Annotated in this window: 14 protein-coding genes and 1 tRNA gene; 5 read left to right on the top strand and 10 right to left on the bottom strand. The window is 43.6% G+C overall.

The window, feature by feature from the left end:
• The first annotated feature begins 4 nt into the window (after positions 1 to 4).
• Positions 5 to 382 (top strand): hypothetical protein, encoded by a 378-nt coding sequence (locus tag UYC_RS0109910; protein WP_016877096.1) that lies wholly within the window; start codon positions 5 to 7, stop codon positions 380 to 382.
• 182 nt (positions 383 to 564) lie between these two features.
• Positions 565 to 1,449 (top strand): oxygen-dependent tRNA uridine(34) hydroxylase TrhO, encoded by an 885-nt coding sequence (trhO, locus tag UYC_RS0109905; protein ID WP_026087634.1) that lies wholly within the window; start codon positions 565 to 567, stop codon positions 1,447 to 1,449.
• A gap of 55 nt (positions 1,450 to 1,504) precedes the next feature.
• Here the strand turns inward: trhO and UYC_RS0109900 are convergent, their stop codons facing one another.
• Positions 1,505 to 2,167, bottom strand: a complete 663-nt coding sequence (locus tag UYC_RS0109900; protein WP_016877098.1) for a class I SAM-dependent methyltransferase — start codon at positions 2,165 to 2,167, stop codon at positions 1,505 to 1,507.
• A 440-nt stretch (positions 2,168 to 2,607) separates the two neighbouring features.
• On the opposite strand from UYC_RS0109900, the gene UYC_RS0109895 reads away from it, so the two are divergent.
• The 3 genes from UYC_RS0109895 (at position 2,608) to UYC_RS0109885 (ending at position 4,577) form a co-directional block, all read left to right on the top strand.
• On the top strand, positions 2,608 to 3,540 hold the full coding sequence (locus tag UYC_RS0109895) for a phosphoribulokinase (RefSeq protein ID WP_016877099.1): 933 nt from the start codon (positions 2,608 to 2,610) through the stop codon (positions 3,538 to 3,540).
• A 158-nt stretch (positions 3,541 to 3,698) separates the two neighbouring features.
• Positions 3,699 to 4,433 (top strand): RadC family protein, encoded by a 735-nt coding sequence (radC, locus tag UYC_RS0109890; RefSeq protein WP_026087635.1) that lies wholly within the window; start codon positions 3,699 to 3,701, stop codon positions 4,431 to 4,433.
• A gap of 72 nt (positions 4,434 to 4,505) precedes the next feature.
• Positions 4,506 to 4,577, top strand: a tRNA-Val gene (locus UYC_RS0109885).
• Between the two features lie 15 nt (positions 4,578 to 4,592).
• On the opposite strand, the gene UYC_RS0109880 is transcribed toward UYC_RS0109885, so the two are convergent.
• The 9 genes from UYC_RS0109880 to UYC_RS0109840 all read right to left on the bottom strand — a co-directional run bounded on the left by UYC_RS0109880 (position 4,593) and on the right by UYC_RS0109840 (position 18,416).
• On the bottom strand, positions 4,593 to 5,573 hold the full coding sequence (locus UYC_RS0109880; RefSeq protein WP_026087785.1) for an aldo/keto reductase: 981 nt from the start codon (positions 5,571 to 5,573) through the stop codon (positions 4,593 to 4,595).
• A gap of 76 nt (positions 5,574 to 5,649) precedes the next feature.
• Complete coding sequence (locus tag UYC_RS0109875; protein ID WP_016877102.1) at positions 5,650 to 6,519, bottom strand: oxidoreductase; 870 nt, start codon at positions 6,517 to 6,519, stop codon at positions 5,650 to 5,652.
• Between the two features lie 44 nt (positions 6,520 to 6,563).
• Positions 6,564 to 8,144 carry an ATP-binding protein gene (locus tag UYC_RS0109870; RefSeq protein WP_016877103.1) on the bottom strand — a complete coding sequence of 527 codons (1,581 nt, stop codon included), beginning with the start codon at positions 8,142 to 8,144 and terminating at the stop codon, positions 6,564 to 6,566.
• Positions 8,141 to 9,559, bottom strand: a complete 1,419-nt coding sequence (locus UYC_RS0109865) for an ATP-binding protein (protein WP_016877104.1) — start codon at positions 9,557 to 9,559, stop codon at positions 8,141 to 8,143. The genes UYC_RS0109870 and UYC_RS0109865 overlap by 4 nt, the downstream gene beginning before the upstream one ends.
• 255 nt (positions 9,560 to 9,814) lie before the next feature.
• Entirely contained in the window at positions 9,815 to 11,479 is a 1,665-nt protein-coding gene (locus UYC_RS0109860) for a response regulator (protein ID WP_016877105.1), read from the bottom strand.
• 6 nt (positions 11,480 to 11,485) lie between these two features.
• Positions 11,486 to 11,881 carry a VOC family protein gene (locus UYC_RS0109855; protein WP_016877106.1) on the bottom strand — a complete coding sequence of 132 codons (396 nt, stop codon included), beginning with the start codon at positions 11,879 to 11,881 and terminating at the stop codon, positions 11,486 to 11,488.
• Positions 11,882 to 12,327: 446 nt separating this feature from the next.
• Entirely contained in the window at positions 12,328 to 13,713 is a 1,386-nt protein-coding gene (locus tag UYC_RS0109850) for a cation:proton antiporter (protein ID WP_016877107.1), read from the bottom strand.
• 74 nt (positions 13,714 to 13,787) lie between these two features.
• The gene (locus UYC_RS0109845) at positions 13,788 to 16,961 is read right to left on the bottom strand and encodes an efflux RND transporter permease subunit (RefSeq protein WP_016877108.1); all 3,174 of its coding nucleotides are present in this window, start codon (positions 16,959 to 16,961) and stop codon (positions 13,788 to 13,790) included.
• A 135-nt stretch (positions 16,962 to 17,096) separates the two neighbouring features.
• Positions 17,097 to 18,416, bottom strand: a complete 1,320-nt coding sequence (locus tag UYC_RS0109840) for an efflux RND transporter periplasmic adaptor subunit (protein WP_016877109.1) — start codon at positions 18,414 to 18,416, stop codon at positions 17,097 to 17,099.
• Positions 18,417 to 18,673: the final 257 nt, after the last annotated feature.

Raw genomic sequence — 18,673 nt, 5'->3', positions numbered from 1 at the left:
TTTCATGGCAGATTTAAGTGGTACTTGGCTTGGCACCTACTGGCAAGAAGGAATCCCAACTCGTTTTGAAGCGGTTTTTATCCAAAGTGGCAATAGTTTAAGTGGCAACATTTTGGATGATAACTTTCTCGGAGAAGCACAGTTGAATGGTGAGGTGATAGGGCGTCGCATCAGCTTTACCAAAAGCTACTTGACTACTTCACCAGATCCAGTTAAGTATGTTGGTACAATCTCCGAAGATGAAAATTATATGCAGGGAGAGTGGAAAATTAGTAAACATTACTCTGGTTCTTGGGAAGCGCGACGTAGCGGAGAATCTTTGACAGCAGAATTGCTAACTCGTTTGGCAAAGCAAGAGCCGATAGGCTTTAAAGTTCGGTAAACAAGTTTTCAGGTTAGCGATCGCAGTTCACTTGAGCAAACTGTAGCTCTTAGCCAAGAAATAAATTTCTTGGCGGGCTAGGGTGCTAATTGAGTTCTCAACAAAGCTTGGAAGATAATATAAATATTGATAAATATTGCTCAATACCTAATCTTGTATTTTTCATTCCCACAGAGTTAGAAATGACGTTAGTTGTTGCTACATTTTATAAATTTGTTAACCTGCCAGATTTTGTCGAGAAACAACAACCATTATTGTCTTATTGCCAAGCACAAGGCATTAAGGGAACGATTCTGCTGGCACAAGAAGGTATTAACGGTACAATAGTTGGCTCGCGTCAGAGCGTAGACGCAGTATTATCGTTTTTGCGTTCCGATCCGCGCCTTGCTGACTTGGAACACAAGGAGTCTTTTGCTGGCTCCCCTCCGTATGAGCGGATGAAAGTACGTCTGAAAAAAGAAATTGTCACTATTGGGCTGCCTGAAGTTAACCCTAATGAAGGTGTGGGAACTTATGTAAGTCCCAAAGACTGGAATGCGATTATTTCCGATCCAGAAGTGACAGTGATTGACACTCGCAATGATTATGAAGTGAGTATTGGCACTTTTAAAGGAGCGCAAAATCCAAACACGGTATCATTTCGCCAATTTCCAGACTATATTGGCAAGCAGCTCGATCCGAATCAGCACAAGAAAGTGGCGCTATTTTGTACTGGCGGGATTCGTTGTGAGAAAGCTTCGGCTTTTATGCTTTCCCAAGGATTTCAAGAAGTTTATCACCTTAAAGGTGGTATTCTCAAATATTTAGAGGAAGTTCCAGCAGAAGAAAGTTTGTGGGAAGGAGAGTGTTTTGTTTTCGATGAACGCGTGGCAGTGAGTCATGGGTTAGAATCTGGCACCCACCAAATGTGTGCTAGCTGTGGGCATCCGATCTCAGAAATTGATAAAACTTCTCCAAAGTACGAAGAGGGAATTTCTTGTCCCTACTGTTTTGATAGTCTGACAGAGGAGAAAAGAAAGCGTCAGCAGGAAAAACTGCGCCAACTGCAAATATATAAAAATGAATAAAAATTAAACTTGAAAAATTTGTTTTTGTGAAACGGGTATCTTACCCGTTCCCAATTCAATTTTTCATTGCTAAAGTCAAACCATCTGCAATTGGCACCATGCTAATCGTCACTCTTTGGTCTTGATGTAGTTTCTGATTCAAACCACGAATTTTGTTAGTGCGATTGTCTTGGACATGGCGATCGGCTACCCGACCTGACCATAACACGTTATCGATCGCAATCAAGCCTTTTGGACGTACAAGTTGCAAAGCCAATTCGTAATAATTCTCATAGTTGCTTTTGTCAGCGTCAATGAAGGCAAAATCAAAGGTTTCCTCTTCCCCCGCTGCTAGCAACTGCTCTAATGTTTCCAGGGCTGGAGCAATGTGCAATTCAATTTTCTCTGCCACTCCCGCTTGCTGCCAGTAGCGACGGGCAATAGCTGTATACTCTTCACTGACATCACAAGCCACTACCTTGCCATCTGCTGGTAATGCCAATGCCACCACCAGAGAGCTGTAGCCAGTAAAGACACCAATATCCAGAGTTTTCTTTGCTCCGATCAACTGCACCAACAATCCCATAAATTGTCCTTGTTCTGGTGCAATCTGCATCTCAGCCATTGGATGCTTTGCTGTTTCTTGTCGCAATTGGGTTAAAATTTCCGGCTCCCGCACAGACACGGAGAGCAAGTAGTCATAAAGTTGTTGTGTTAAACCAATAGTCTGATTTGCCATAGGATGTGGGGCGCATTTGCTCAAATTAGTTAAATTTTTGATTGGGTATATATCGACAAAATAATCGAAAGCAAACAAACTTAACTTTTGTTCTGCGACTACTACATTACAACAATAATCTAGCGGTTCAAATTTTCTCAGCTAATATCAATTTGAATTAGGAAATACTCAGAGTACACTGACTAAAACCGATAAGCGATCGCTTCTAATTTCTCAAGACGTTAGCGTTTATTAATTAATTTATAAAAATCGACACAAATTGTAGTCAAAGGCAACGGCCCTTGATTATTAAATGATTTTTTTAATATTTAGTGATTAATTTGCATAGCAATACTCTTTCTACTCCTTGAGTTATATTTCACAAATTTATAGAATTAGTAAACTAACATACAATCCAAAATTGCACTTTACTGTAACTGCCACTTACAAGGGGGAGAAGCATGAGCCGTCCAATTATTCTTGGTATTGTTGGTGACAGCGCTGCTGGAAAAACTACACTGACAAAAGGAATTGCTCAGGTGCTCGGCCCGGAAAATGTTACAGTTATTTGTACGGATGATTATCATCGCTATGATCGCAAGCAACGCGCGGAAATTGGCATCACAGCTCTTCACCCCGACTGCAACCATCTAGATATTATGCAGCAGCATTTGTCACTGCTGAGAATAGGGCAGCCCATTCTCAAACCAGTTTACAGTCACAAAACAGGTACATTTGAGCCGCCAGTATATATAAAACCAAATAAATTTGTGATTGTTGAGGGCTTACTTGGTTATTCAACTCGCACAGCCCGCGATTCCTATGATGTAAAAGTTTACCTCGCACCTCCTGAAGAATTGCGTGCTACTTGGAAAGTCAAGCGAGATACACAAAAGCGCGGCTATACAGAAGAACAAGTGTTGGCAGAACTAGAAAAGCGAGAACCCGATTCTGAACAGTTTATTCGTCCGCAGCGACAATGGTCAGATATAGTAATAAGTTTTTACCCGCCTAACGATGATTTGAATCAAGTGAACGGACATTTAAACGTGCGTTTAGTCTTGCGTCCAACAATTCCCCATCCGAATTTCACCCAAATTCTTGGTCTCGATCAGAATTTTATGTCAGCAATTCGTTTGGGATTAGATCGGGATATGGGTAAACCTGTTGATGTTTTAGAAGTTGACGGTCATGCTACCTTAGAACAAGTTAATAAGCTAGAACATCTTATTTGCTCGGATATGCCTCACTTGAGGAATATATGCGATCGCGACAGCAATCCAGAGTTAGGCAAAGTTGCTGGCACCACTGGCGAAACAATTCAAAGCTATCCCCTCGCCCTTACCCAGCTTTTGATTACTTACCATATGCTCAAAGCAACACAAATACATTAGTAGTTAATAGCTAATGGCTAATAGCTAATGGTGAAAATAATTAGCTATTAGCTTGGAGAAAAAATTTTAAATATTTAGTCAAATCGGTTATATTTTGAGAGTTTTCAGGGGATAACTAGAGTATAGATACTCTGCGAGCGTAATTCCCTGGATTTGCTATGACTTATTGTCTCAGAATTGCTGATATGCCTGAGACCGAGCGTCCGCGAGAGCGGTTGTTGGCTCATGGTTCTAAAGTTTTATCTACTGCTGAATTAATTGCAATTCTGCTTGGCACTGGGCAAGGAGCAGGAAAACTCTCAGCTGTGGGTTTGGGACAATTTATCTTACACGAATTGAGTAAATGCGATCGCGATCCCTTAGCAGTGTTGCGAGACATTAGCGCTGCTGAATTAATGCAAATTCCTGGCATTGGCCCGGCAAAAGCAACTACCATACTAGCAGCAATTGAATTAGGCAAACGCGCCTTTCAATCTCGTCCTTTAGATCGCACACCGATTGATAGTCCAGCTGCTGCCGCTGCTGCTCTCAGCCAAGACTTGATGTGGCAAACAAATGAGCGTTTCGCAGTTTTGCTGTTAGATGTGAAAAATCGCTTGCTGGGAACGCAGGTAATTACTATTGGCACTGCCACCGAAACCCTAGCACCTCCCCGCGAAATTTTTCGAGAAGTGATTCGCCAAGGTGCAACACGAGTAATAGTTGCACACAATCACCCTTCAGGTAACATTGAACCTAGTAGCGAAGATATCGAACTTACCCGGCAGTTGCTAGCAGGGGCGCAATTTTTGGGTATTCCATTGCTAGATCATTTAATCTTAGGTAACGGCAATCATCAAAGTTTGCGGGAAATTACAACCTTGTGGGAGGAGTACCCACAAGGAGATTCATGAAACTGGAAAAGTGGAGTGCTGCTATGATTCTCTTGTGAAATCCTGCTATTTTATGTTAAGATAAAAAGTTCTGGGCGATTAGCACAGTGGTAGCGCACTTCCTTCACACGGAAGGGGTCACTGGTTCAAATCCAGTATCGCCCATTCTCTCTAAATGACTTACCGATTTACCGTACTCATGTCCGCATAGCGATCGCCTGCTGCCACATTTTTGGGAGCCACTTCGTCAATGCGTTGCAAGTCTTCTGGTGTTAGAGTAATCTCTACGGCTTTAATATTCTCCTCTAGATACTGACGGCGCTTAGTTCCCGGAATTGGAACGATATCTTCTCCCTGTGCCAACAACCATGCCAGTGCCAACTGACCGGGGGTTGCTTGTTTCTCAGCCGCGATCGCTTTCACTAGTTCCACTAATTGTAGATTCTTTTGGAAGTTTTCACCCTGAAAACGAGGTGAGGTACGGCGAAAATCATCTGGAGCCAAGTCATCAGGGCTGGTAATTTGTCCGGATAAAAATCCCCGCCCTAAAGGAGAGTAAGGTACAAAACCAATCCCTAATTCTCGCAAAGTCGGCAAGATTTCATCTTCTGGATCGCGTGTCCATAGAGAATACTCGCTTTGTAAAGCTGCGATCGGATGAACGGTGTTGGCGCGGCGAATAGTTGTCGGTGCTGCCTCCGACAGTCCCAAGTAACGGACTTTACCTTGCTGCACGAGTTCTGCCATTGCGCCGACGGTGTCTTCAATCGGCACGTTCGGATCGACACGATGCTGGTAATAGAGGTCGATGTAGTCAACTCCAAGCCGTTTCAGCGAGGCATCACAAGCTTGGTGAACGTATTCCGGACGACCGTTGACGCCCCGAAAACTGCTGTCTTGACTGCGTTGGATACCAAACTTAGTTGCCAATACTACCTTGTCTCGACGGTCTGCGATCGCTTTGCCCACAAGTTCTTCATTGGCACCGTAGCCATACATATCGGCAGTATCAAGAAAGTTGACGCCAAGTTCTAGGGCGCGGTGGATAGTGGCGATTGACTCAGTTTCATTCTGTTCGCCGTAGAACTCGGACATACCCATACAACCAAGTCCCAAAGCAGAAACAACAAGCCCTTGTTTGCCTAATTTCCGTGTCTTCATTGGTTTTTTCTTTTTTATTAAAGTTATCTGTTGCCCGTTCCCCGTTCCCTGTTCCCCCAACCCTATTCCCTTTCCCTTATCCACCGATCGCGCCAACCTCAACTCCTTCAAATGCAGTGTCAATCGCAACCTGTTTCCAAGCTTCAAGTTCTGCTTTGACTGACTCCAATTTTTCACTAATTGCATTCACGGCATCTGCTCCCAGAGCCAATCTCAACGGTGGGTTATCGCTTTCAACCACTTGTATCATCGCCTTCGCTGCCTTTTTCGGGTCGCCTGGTTGTTTGCCATCATTTTCGCGAATCCACTGGATCATCGCACCGCTAGTAGAGGCGTAGTCATCAATTGATTGTTCAGGTGTAATTAAAGACCGACCGCCAAAGTCAGTCCGAAAAGCACCAGGCTCAATAATTGTCACTTTAATTCCCAATGGTTTAACTTCCTGCGCCAGTGCTTCCGACAACCCTTCCAGGGCAAACTTCGTGCTGCAGTAAATACCACTGCCAGGAAAAGAAACGAAACCACCTACTGATGAAATGTTAAGAATATGACCGCTACGTTGCTGCCGCATACTTGGTAGTACCGCCCGCATTACGTTGAGTGCGCCCAAGAGGTTAGTCTCGAACTGACGGCGAATCGCTTCATCGCTAAACTCTTCCAGCGCCCCGACCGCGCCGTAACCAGCATTGTTGACCAGCACATCAATGCGACCAAAGGCATCGAGAGCGGAATTAACTGCCTCACTGACTTCCTGCGGATTGGTAACATCAAGGCGGATGGCTTTTGCTGTCTCTGGATACTGAGTAATTAGGTCATTAAGTTGTTCTGGCTTGCGGGCAGTGGCAATGACGCAATTTCCTTCCTCAAGTACTGTCTCAGCTAGAACACGCCCAAATCCCGTTGAACTACCAGTAATAAACCAGACTTTTTGTGTGTTGTCAGCCATGATTAATCTCCTTATTTGTATTTTTCTCGAATGCCAATCATTCATCACAAACTTATTGGCAGACGGACTTGAAACCTCGTATCTCCTGGTTGAGAAAAAACCCGAATATCGCCATGATGTTGTCCCACAACGATGCGATAAGCAATGTGTAAACCTAACCCTGTGCCTTTACCCACTCCTTTGGTAGTAAAAAACGGCTCGAAAATATGGGACAAAATTTCTGGGGGAATGCCAAGCCCATTATCAGCAATTTCCACTAGCAAAAAGTCACTTTCGCAACTAGTACGAATCCAGATTTGCCCTTGCCCATTGATAGCATCAATAGCATTGTCAATCAAATTCGTCCAAACTTGATTTAAGTCTCTGCCATAGACATTAATACGCGGCAGTTCACAGTCATACTCCCGCGTTACTACCACACCTTGGTTCAACTTGTGACTCAAGATGGTTAAAGTACTTTCTATACCCTCATGTAAATCTATTTCCTGTAAAGGTGCTCGATCCATGTAGGAATAATCTTTAACAGCTTCAACAAGAGTGGAGATTCGCGCAGTACAATGATCTATTTCTTCTAACAAACCCATTTCTTGCAGCGTTACCTCTATCCAAGTGAGGACATTACTAAGTAACAAACTGCCGACATTTTGCTTAATATTCTCCAACCATTGAGTGTCTATTCCAGCGGAAACAAAGGTAGGAGCGAGTTTCCAAGCGTTTGCAATGTTGTGTATTTCTAACCATTGCATGAGTTCATCTTCGCGATCGCTTTGCGTTAAGGGATCGAGTTGCACTGCTGTTTTAGCGCAGGCGATCGCATCTTGCAGCAAGTCGGCAAGAAACGCTTTTTGAGCGCAAGTCATTTCCTGCTGATTCAGCTTAATGGTTAATGGTTGTAATACTTGCACTGTCTGGCGTAATTGTCCTACCGCTCTGCGACTGGCTGAGGCTGGGTTGTTCAACTCGTGAGCCAAACCTGCTGCCAAAGTGCCTAATGCTACCATTCTTTCTCGATGCTGTGATATTGTTTGTACTTCTTGCAACCGTTCTGCCATCGTGCGCAGAATTGCGGTCATGACACAAGTGCAACTCGAAAGCATTTCCCAAAATACCTGGTTTGGCAATTCAAAAATCTGGCAGCGAGTCACGGCAGAACCACTTGCCCAGAAAAATTCTTGACCCATTAAAACAGGCAATTCGCCATACAGGGTTTTTGGTTCGTAAGTTGCTAACAAAATCTCTTCATTACCGACTTTTTTTGTGATTCGCACTTGACCTTCAAGCAACACAAAAACATGGTTGGCGCGATCGCCTTGATGGCGATGAATTTCACCTGGTTGCAACCATACCTCTTGTCCTTGTTCCAGTAGCCATTGCAACCTTGGTTCTGGTAGTTTTGCAAAGATTGGGACTTGGCGTAAAGTGTGGATGTCAAGCATAATCAAACCAATTTTGGAAGTAATATCATGTCTGTTTAAGGGGATGAATTTTATCTCACGCAGAGGAGCCAGTGCGTTGCGCGGGTTCCCCGCGTTGTAGCAACTGGCGTCACGCAAAGGCGCGGAGAAAGAACGATTCCTCGTGTCCCCGCGTCTCTTTTTTATGCCTGGCGGTGAAACTTGTTTCATTGTGATTGCCCTTTGCTTTCTTTACACGAGTTGTCAACAGGTTTGATGATGGGCAAACGCACGCGAAAGCGCGTATCTCCAGGTTTAGATTCAACATGAATATCACCTTTGTGTCTGTTGACGACTATTCGGTAAGTAATTTCTAAACCTAAACCAGTGCCTTTACCTACACCTTTAGTAGTAAAAAATGGCTCAAAAATACGAGATTGTATCGCTTCTGGAATGCCGATTCCTGTGTCAGCTATTTCTACTACAAGACAGTTATTGTCTTTACAAGTGCTAATAGTTAAATCGCCTTTGCCATCCATTGCATCAATGGCATTGTCAATCAAATTTGTCCACACTTGATTGAGTTCGCTAGCATAGGCGCAGATGCGTGGCAGAGTGCGATCGTAGTTGCGGTGAATAATGATTCCCTTCTTGATCCGACAACTAAAAATCAGCAAAGTGTTTTCGATTCCCTCATGCACATCTATTTCTTGCAGGGGAGCTTGATCCATGTAGGTGTAGCCTTTAATTGCTTTCACCAACTCAGAAATGCGTGTTGTACTCTGTTCGATATCGTTGATGAGTCCTGTTGCTGACAGTGCAGTTTCTAACCAATTCAACACGTTGCCCAGTGAGTCGGAGGGGATGCGATCGCTAATAATATCGAGCTTGGCAGAATCTAATCCGGCAGAAACAAATGTGGGGGCAAGTTTCCAAGCATTAGCTACATCACGTTCTTCTAGCCAATCCGTTACTTCGTCTTCTTTATCACTTTGGGTAAGAGGATCTAGTTTGGGTGCATTAGCAATGTATTCTGTTGCTTGATTTTGAATTTCCACCAGTAAATTAAGTTGTTCTTTGGTAAGGCAACTTAGCCCTAGAGTTAGAGATTGCAAGTTTTGGAAATTCTCGCGTAATAATGATGCTGCCCGTCGCGCTGCTGCTCCTGGATTGTTTAATTCGTGTGCCAAACCTGCTGAGAGTTTACCCAAGGCTGCCATCTTCTCTTGTTGTCGCAGTTGTGCTTCTAAATCTTTGCTTCTACCTGCCATCGCAGTCAGAATGACATCTGCTAAGGGTGAACAATCGGTGAGAATTTGCTTAAAGGTATCGATATCAATTCGCAATACTTGAGTGGATGCGATCGCGCGGGCATTGACAATATAAGCCGAACCAGTCAGCATGGATAATTCACCCACAAATTCACCACGACGATGAATAGCAAGCAGTCTCGTCTCGCCGCCGACTTGTTTGGTAATCTCGATTTCGCCGTCTAAAACTGCGTGAAAACTGTAGTTAGAGTCACCTTCATTAAACAGTACATCCCCTGCATTGAGTTGGATCTGACTGCCATAATGCTTCATCTCTTCTAAAGCGTCATCTGGCAATTTAGGAAACAGCGTCATCTGGTTGGGATCGTGCAGCATGACAACTCCTGATTGATTTTGTTTAATTTTGGGTTGGCTGGAATAATTAGAAGGCAGAAGGCAGGGGGCAGTAGACACGTAGACGCGGTAGATGCGGAGCAGCTTCCGTAGGTACGGCTTCCGTTCAGCGTTGGGCGTAGACGCAAAGCGGCTTCTCGCAGAGTAGCCCTTCCCGCAGTCTTTGCTGTTCCTGTTCCCCGAAAGGGGTTCCCGCAGGGTAGGGTAGGTAGTGGCGTATCCGTTGGTAGGCAGAAGTTACAAGACTTTGCTTAGATATTGATGCACGAACTGAACGCAGATTGAACCTTCACCTACTCCCGAAGCAACGCGCTTTACTGAACCATGACGCACATCACCCACTGCAAAAATACCGGGAATATTTGTTTCTAGCAAATAGGGATCGCGTTCCAAATTCCATCCTTTAATGTGCTGTTTGTCGCGCAGCAAATCTGGCCCGGTTAAAATAAAACCGCGATCGCTTCGTTCTATCACGCCATCTAACCATTCAGTACGGGGTGCTGCCCCAATAAAGATAAATAGTGAAGTGGCAGGAACTGTTTGTGTTTCACCAGTGAGGTTATTCTTGAGAGTAATTGCTTCTAGAGATGTTTCACCTTTGGCTTCAATGACGCTAGTTTGCGTTTTTACAGTAATATTTGGTGTATCGGCGATTTGGTCAATCAAGTACTGAGACATACTTATACCCAAGGAGTTGCCTCGTACCAACATTGTTACATGGCGAGCATATTTAGAAAAATACATCGCTGCTTGTCCGGCGGAATTTGCCCCACCGACTATATAAACTTCTTCGTCTTTACAACTCATCGCTTCCGACTGCGCTGCACCATAGTAAACACCCGCACCAGTCAAGCGGTTCACTCCAGGTACATCCAATCGCCGCCACGCCACACCTAGCGCCAAAATCATCGCATGACAGCTAATTTCACTGCCATCTGACAACTGCAAAAATCGGTACGGTTCTGCGACGCGAATGCCTTTCGCTTCCTGCGGTGTAAGAATTTCCACACCAAAACGTCTTGCTTGGGTAACGGCACGACGCGCCAAATCGCCTCCGCTTAAGCCTACGGGAAAACCAAGGTAATTTTCAATACGTGAACTTGTTCCGGCTTGTCCGCCTGGGGCTTCTCGTTCAATCATCACCGTGCGCAACCCTTCGGATGCACCATACACTGCGGCTGCAAGTCCGGCAGGGCCGCCGCCGACAATAATTAAGTCATAAAATGGCTGTTGCGCCTGAGTTCGCAATCCTATTTTCTCGGCAATCTCTGTATTGGTTGGCTGTGTTAATTTAGAACCATCAGGGAAAATAACTAAAGGAAAGTGTATTTTATTGCAATCAGCGTATTCGACTAGCTGTTCGGCTTCCTTCGATAATTCAATATCCATCCACTCATAAGGCACTTGATTTCGTGCAAGGAAGTCTTTAACTTGATGGGAATGAGGCGACCAACGGTTACCAATTACACGAATACCTTCAAAGGGTGGGCGGAATGTTGCTTGCCAGTCATCAAGCAAATCGTTCAAAACTGGATATAACCGTTCTTCTGGCGGGTTCCACGGTTTCATTAAATAGTAATCGATTTTTGTGGTATTGATGGCGCGAATCGCGGCATCGGTGTCTGCATAGGCAGTGAGTAAGGCACGCTTTGCGTCTGGAAATATTGACATGGCTTGTTCGAGAAACTCAACACCAGACATTTGCGGCATTCGTTGATCTACCAAAAATAGTGCTACTGACTGGTTTCGGAGTTTGAGTTGTTCTAGTGCTTCCAAAGCGCTAGCACCAGAATCAGCACGCAATATACGATAGTTTTCTCCATATTCCTGCCGCAGATCTCGTACTACTGCTTGTAAAACTTCTGGATCATCGTCAACCGTTACGATCGCTGGTTTATTCATATTCCCTCATACTAAAAGCTGGTATAGACCGATCAAAGTTCCGTCTGGATCTCGAAGATAAGCCGTTTTGATTCCGAAGTAGGGATTATTCATGGGTGGTGCGATAAATTTCACACCTTTATGTCTTAATTGCTGATACTCTTCTTCCACATCATGGACTGTAAAAATTAATGCTACAGTATCTTGACATTCGGCATGGGGTGGTTTGTCAGCATTGTGAATTAGTTGCGCCATTTCTTGCCGCCGAAATATACTTAGCCTCATATCTCCGGCTTTAAACTCGGCATATCCGTCTTCTTCATCTTCTACAGCAACGTCAAATTCCATTACATCTTTGTAGAATAAAAAGCTAGCTTTCCAGTCTTTTACCAGTAATCTTGTGTATGCTAAACCGATTTTCATTGCTAGTGTACCTCTACTGCAATCTTTGATTGACTTAGGCGATCGCCCCTTTTGGTAAGTTTCTGTGCAGATTTAGTTGTAATAATCTTCGTTGTTCAAAACAGAGTAAATCAACTTTAAGGAGTATTTTTGCAAAAAATTCCAAGTTTTAGGTAATAACGACCACTGTCTTGGAAAGCTTTGAGCCTCGCTCCGCGAGGAGCTACGCTAACGCCGGAAACCGGCGCACCCTACGGGAAGCCGCAAAGCGTCTACAAACTTTCCGCAGATAAACACAGATGCACACGGATGATTTATCTGTGTTTATCTGTGTCCATCGGTGGTCGATTTCTAAAACATGATTTTTACTTGCCATTTTTATTCACATCACAGGTAATTTTATCGATTTCAAAAAGACTAGTTAAAAAGCTTTTTTCTCTTCTACCTTTTATCCTACGCTTTCTTAATTATCCTTTTTTAGTTTCCACAGAAACCTGTGCAGGCTTTTGAAACACAAATGATAGTAAGGGTGGTGCTAAAAAAGTTGTCAAAATTACCATCACAATAATTGCAGCATCTAAAGAACCCGACAAAACTCCAGTTGTTGAGCCGATACCTGCAAATACCAGTCCTACTTCTCCCCGTGGAATCATGCCAACACCAATTGCTAACCGATTAGTTTCCTCTCGGTCAAATACCGTAAAACCGCTGATCACTTTGCCTACAATTGCTACCAAAATTAAGAATGCAGCGATAATTAGACCTTCACGATTTTCGGGTACAAATGGATTTAAGACGCCTATATTAGTTTTGGCACTTACAACCACGAAGAAAATTGGTACTAATATATCTGCAATAGGAACAACTTGGTTTTTGAGCGCCCGACATTTTTGAGTTTCTGCTAAAACCAAGCCAGCAGTAAATGCTCCTAGAATTGCTTCTAAATGAATGGCTGTAGCAATATAGGACAAAACAAAAGCAAAAATTAAAGCCGGAATTAATAGCTGCCCGCGAGTTCTCAATTCATCGACAATTTTGACAAAGTAAGGATTGAAAAGACGACCGAGTAAAACTGCTCCGACTAAAAATGCTACTGCACTGACAATTAAATATAGTACATTCGTCAGTTCTACTTCTCCAGTTTTTGCGAGACTTGCAACTACAGCAAGAATAATAATACCAAGAACATCATCTAAAACAGCGGCACCAATAATAATTTGGCCTTCTTTACGATTGAGATATTGCAGTTCTGCTAAAACTTTAGCGGTAATCCCAATACTGGTTGCGGTAAGAGCAGCGCCAGCGAAAATTGCCGGAATAGTAGGCACACCAAACAAGTAAATTAATCCAAAAGTACCGCCAAAAAAGGGGGCGGCTACTCCTACTAATGCAACTATTGCTGAGTAAGGCCCTACTTTCAGCAGTTCTTTTAAATCTGATTCTAAACCAATTTCAAATAGCAGAATGACTACACCTATTTCTGCCAATACCGAAATAACTTCGCTATTGATTTGAAATGTAGTTACTGCTCCATCCAAACTTAAACCTGTAGTGGCTATTAAGAAATTAATAATGAGGGAATTACTACTATCGCCTCCACCTTCAGGAAATACTAATAAATGAAAAGCAGAAATTCCCACCACAAGCCCACCTAGTAGCTGTCCTAAAACTGGTGGCATATTTAAGCGGGCACAAATCTCAGCACCAATAATACTGGCAAGATAAATTACTATCAAACTGATTAGCACTCCTGCCATGATGGCAGTACTGTCTGATTCTGTGGCAGTTGCCAACAGAGGAATAATTTGGCTAGAGGTAAAAGAAGTCACCCAGGTTATAGAATTTGCTAACATTGTGTGTTGCTTTTTTCAACTCTTTTGGATATAAAAAAACCCGATTTCAGTGAAAAACCGGGTTGTTAGGAAATTTATCGATATATTTCAGTAGAAACTCGACCATCATCTTCTAGATGTTGTGGTGGTTGAGGTGGACGACGACGCGAAAACAAGCGATCGCGTATTGTTCCAATTACAATATATAAAATTGGCACCACAAACAAACTTAAGAAGGTAGCAACAAGCATTCCACCAAACACTGCTGTACCCAGAGATTGACGGCTACCAGCCCCTGCACCTGTGGCAATGACTAAGGGGAAAATCCCCAACAAGGTAGAAATGGCAGTCATCAGAATCGGACGCAAGCGCTCTTGAGATGCTTGTACTGCAGCTTTGGTAATCGAAAGCCCTTGCTCGTGTAGTTGGTTGGCAAATTCCACAATCAAAATGGCATTTTTACTTGCCAAACCAATCAACATCACCAATCCAACCTGGCAAAAGATATCGTTATTAAGTCCCCGCAACGACTGTGCTGACAGTGCCCCCAAGATAGCTAAAGGAACCGAAAGCATAATAATCAACGGATCAACATAATTCTCATACTGGGCAGCTAATACTAAGAAAACAAAAACAAGTCCCAAGCCAAAAATTAAAGGTGCGAGTCCCCCTGATTCTTTTTCTTCTGCTGCTATCCCCGTCCATTCATAACCAAAAGTTGTTGGTAAAACCTTTTGCGATACTTGTTCCATGGCTTGAATTGCTTGCCCCGAACTGTAACCGGGAGCTGGTGAGCCGTTAATTTCAATTGAGCGGAACAAGTTGTAGTGATTAATTGTTTGCGCTCCGGTAGTAGGAGTGAGTTTGACAAGATTGCCCAGAGGAATCATTTGATCGTCAGCAGAGCGAACATACAATTTATTGATATCCTCTGGGTTGGAGCGAAACTGAGCATCTGCTTGAACGTATACCCGGTAAGTGCGCCGTTCATAATTAAAGTCATTTACATACCGCGAACCTAAGTAACTCTGTAGAGTATTAAATATTTCATCTACATCAACATTGAGAGCCTTAGCGCGATTGCGATCGACTTCAATCAACATTTGGGGAGTATTGGCAGCAAAGGTGCTAAATACAGCTTGCAATCCTGGTGTTTGATTGCCTTGCTGAAGTAACTGCCCCATGACTTGCAGCATGGTTTCTAAGTCGCTATTACCAGCTCGATCTTGTAGCTGATATTGAAAACCACTAAAACTACCTAAACCTCGAATTGTGGGTGGATTGACTGGCAAAACTCTTGCTTCAGTAATTCCTGATAATTTACCTCGCAAATTGCCGATAATTGCCTGTACTGGCTGATTGCGGCGTTGATCCCAAGGCTTTAGGGTTGTAAAAATTACACCATTATTAGCTGTGCTACCACTAAAACTAAATCCACCCACAGCAAAAGTGCCTGTGACTTCTGGCAATTTGAGAATTTCTGCTTCTACCTGCTGCATCACTTTGCTGGTGTAGTTCAGCGAAACGCCCTCTGGCCCTTGAATAATGGTAATAAAATAACCTTGGTCTTCATCTGGAAGGAATGATGTAGGCACGCGGGTATAAAGCCAACCAGTCAATATTAAGGAGAAGACAAACAGTGCAATGACAATTGCTTTCACCCTTACCAAACGGTTGAGGAACCACTCATATTTGTGGCGCATCGAGTCTTGGAACGAGTTAAACTTGCCAAATATCCAACCCAAGATGCCGCGCTGTGGGGGACTGCGCCGTAGTAGCAAGGCAGACAGAGAAGGTGTGAGGGTAATAGCAAGAAAGGTAGAAATGGTGATCGAAAAAGCAATTGTTAAAGCAAATTGTTTGTATATTTGTCCGGTAGCTCCTGGAAAGAAGGCAACGGGGACAAATACAGCCATCAACACCAAAGAAGTAGCAATTACTGCTCCGAATAATTCCTGCATTGCCACTGATGCTGCCTGACGCGGCGACATTCCCTCTTGTTGAATCAAGCGCGAAATATCTTCAACTACGACAATGGCATCATCAACTACCATCCCTGTTGCCAAGGTGAGACCAAATAATGTCAAGGTGTTGATGGAAAAATTAAAGGCTTTGACAAAGGCAAATGTACCAATTAGTGCCAGGGGAATAGTAACAACAGGAATTAGGGTTGTGCGCCAATCCTGCAAGAAGAGAAAAATTACCAGGATTACCAAAGCGATCGCCAGTAACAAAGTAGAGACTACTTCCGAGAGCGAGGCTTCTACAAAGCTAGTGGTATCAAAGGCAACTTGATACTCCATTCCCGGTGGAAACTTTTGAGAAAGTCGTTCCATTTCGGCTTTGACTGCTCTGGCTACGTCTAGCACATTACTTCCTGGGATGGTAAATATACCAAGACCTACACCCTCATTACCTCTAAATCGCAGGAACGAACTATAATTTTCGGCTCCTAATTCGGCTCTTCCTACATCCTTGAGCTTAACCAGTGTCCCGTTGTCGCCTGTTTTGAGCACTATATCTTCAAATTCTGAGACATCGGTAAGTCTGCTAATAGCACGTAAGTCGATTTGATACATTTGGTCAGATGGCGCTGGCTGCTGACCGATTTGTCCCGCACCTACCTGTATATTTTGTTCTTCCAAAGCATCTATGACATCTTGAGCGGTGAGATTGCGACTGGCAAGTCGATTTGGATCGAGCCACAAACGCATCGCATAGCGACGTTCTCCAAAAATCCGCGCCTCACTTACACCATTGATTCTTTTGAGGGCATCTGCGATGTAGAGGTCAGCATAATTACTTAAAAATACGTTGTCATACTCTCCCTGACTGCTATACAATCCGATCGCCAACAAAATATTAGTGGACTGCTTTCTGACAGTGACTCCAGTTTGCCTGACTGGATCTGGCAATTGCGGTTCAGCCAGCGAGACGCGATTTTGCACATCAACGGCGGCAATATCTGGATCTCGTGCAGCATCAAAAGTAACTGTAATTGTACTAGTACCATTATTACTGCTGCTAGAAGTTATGTACTTCATGCCTTCAACACCGTTAATCTGTCGTTCTAAGACAGTGGTAACGGTGTTTTCTACGATTTCAGAGCTTGCACCAACGTAGTTAGCAGTAACCTCTACTTGAGTTGGACTAATTTCTGGATACTGTTCTGTCGGTAGGGTAGGGATGCTAATTGCCCCCACTAGCAAAATAATGATGGCGCAGACACTGGTAAAAACAGGTCGCTTAATAAAGAAGTCAACAAACATAGGGGATTGGGGATTGGGGACACGAAGAAAGAGGACAAAGGGACAAGGAGACGCACAGACACGGGGACACGGAGAATCGTGCTTGACGTTCTTGCCCCTGGAGCTTCTTCCTAGTCCCTAGTCCCTAGTCTCTACTTAAGATTCAGGATTGATGGGCGCTCCATCTGTAAGGTTAAGTAGCCCTGAGACGATTATTCTTTCTCCTGGCTCTAATCCTTCCAGTACTTGATAATTATTGCCCTTGATATTGCCTAACTTCACACGCTTTTGTTTTGCTACCTGTTGAAACTCTCCTTGAGGAGATTTTTGCATTTGCGCTACATAAACAAAATTTTGTCCAGCCACACGAGTCACTGCCGTAGTAGGAATTAATACTCCAGGACGCTGATTCCAGATCACTCTCACCCTAGTATATTCATCAGCCCTTAATTGACCTTTGGCGTTATCAAACAAGGCTTTGACCAATATGGCTTGAGTGTTATTAATAACTTTAGGTGAAATAAAAAATACACGACTAATACCAACACTGCGACCTTGAGCATCCATGATTTCCACTGGCGTTCCCTTACGCAATTGAGATCCGCGCTCAAGCGGTACAGAGATATTGACCTCTAGTGGACGATTTTGAGTAATAGTCACTAGTTGGGTAGAATTGTTAACAAAATCGCCTACTTTTACAGGAATATCGCCCACTGTGCCCGCAAAAGGAGCTTCTATTCTGTAGTATTGGAGTTGAACAGCTTGTTCTTTAGTATTTGCTAATGCTTGTTGCAAAGATTTTTCTGCTTGGGAGACAGAAGCTTGCTGTGCTTGTATTCTAGATTCGATCGCCCGCAGATTAGCCCTTGCAGTCGCCAGTCTATTAGCATACTGATCTCTGGTTTGCCGGGAAACAGCTCCTTGAGCAGCAAGATTTGAATAGCGATCATATTCTTGTTGATTTAATCTCACATCGGCAAGGTTAGACACACGTTCTGCTTCTAGAGAACGAAGAGTTGCTCTGGCATTTTCTAGTTGCGATCGCGCTGCATCAGCTGCGGCATTGACACTGTTGAGTGCTGCCTGTTGCTGTCTTGCATCAATCTGGATAATTGGATCTCCTTGCTTGAGTGTATCTCCCGATCTCACCAATATTTGGGCTACCTGTCCCTGAATTCTTGGTTGTAGAATTACCGAGCGACGTGACTCTAAGCTGGCTATGTACTCTGAACTATCTTCAATTAAGCCTGATTGTACAGTGGATACCTTGACTGGTATTGCTTGTGGTGAAGCATTAGCACCTGCTGGCGCTTGAGTGTTCGTTGGAGTTAGCAAACGCCATAACAAAAAGCCTCCACCCATTAATCCTAGCAAGGCTAACAACAACCAAAGCCACCGACGTTTCTGGCGAGGTGGCTGTATTTCTGTCTCTGGAACACTATCTTCAAATTCAGTTCGAGGCTGAGGAGGTATCATGGATTGCAGAGAAGTTAATAAAACAGACGATGGCTAAATCAGGATTGAAGTTATTGATATACAAATTACTGGTAATTACTGATTTAGTTACGATGCTCCCTTGTATAATTATATGTTTAATTCACCCTAACATACTGTTTTATAAAGTGAATCTAATCTACCTAAAGGCAAATAATCATATATAGTTTACAAAAAACTTCTGCTGCTGTCTTGTCTATTCTTGCGACAATTATTCAAATCTTGCTATCATTTGCAAA

It is taken from the genome of Chlorogloeopsis fritschii PCC 6912 (assembly GCF_000317285.1).
GTDB lineage: Bacteria > Cyanobacteriota > Cyanobacteriia > Cyanobacteriales > Nostocaceae > Chlorogloeopsis > Chlorogloeopsis fritschii.
The sequence above is the reverse complement of the archived record's forward strand: the minus strand, read 5'-3'. Positions and strand labels throughout refer to the sequence as shown.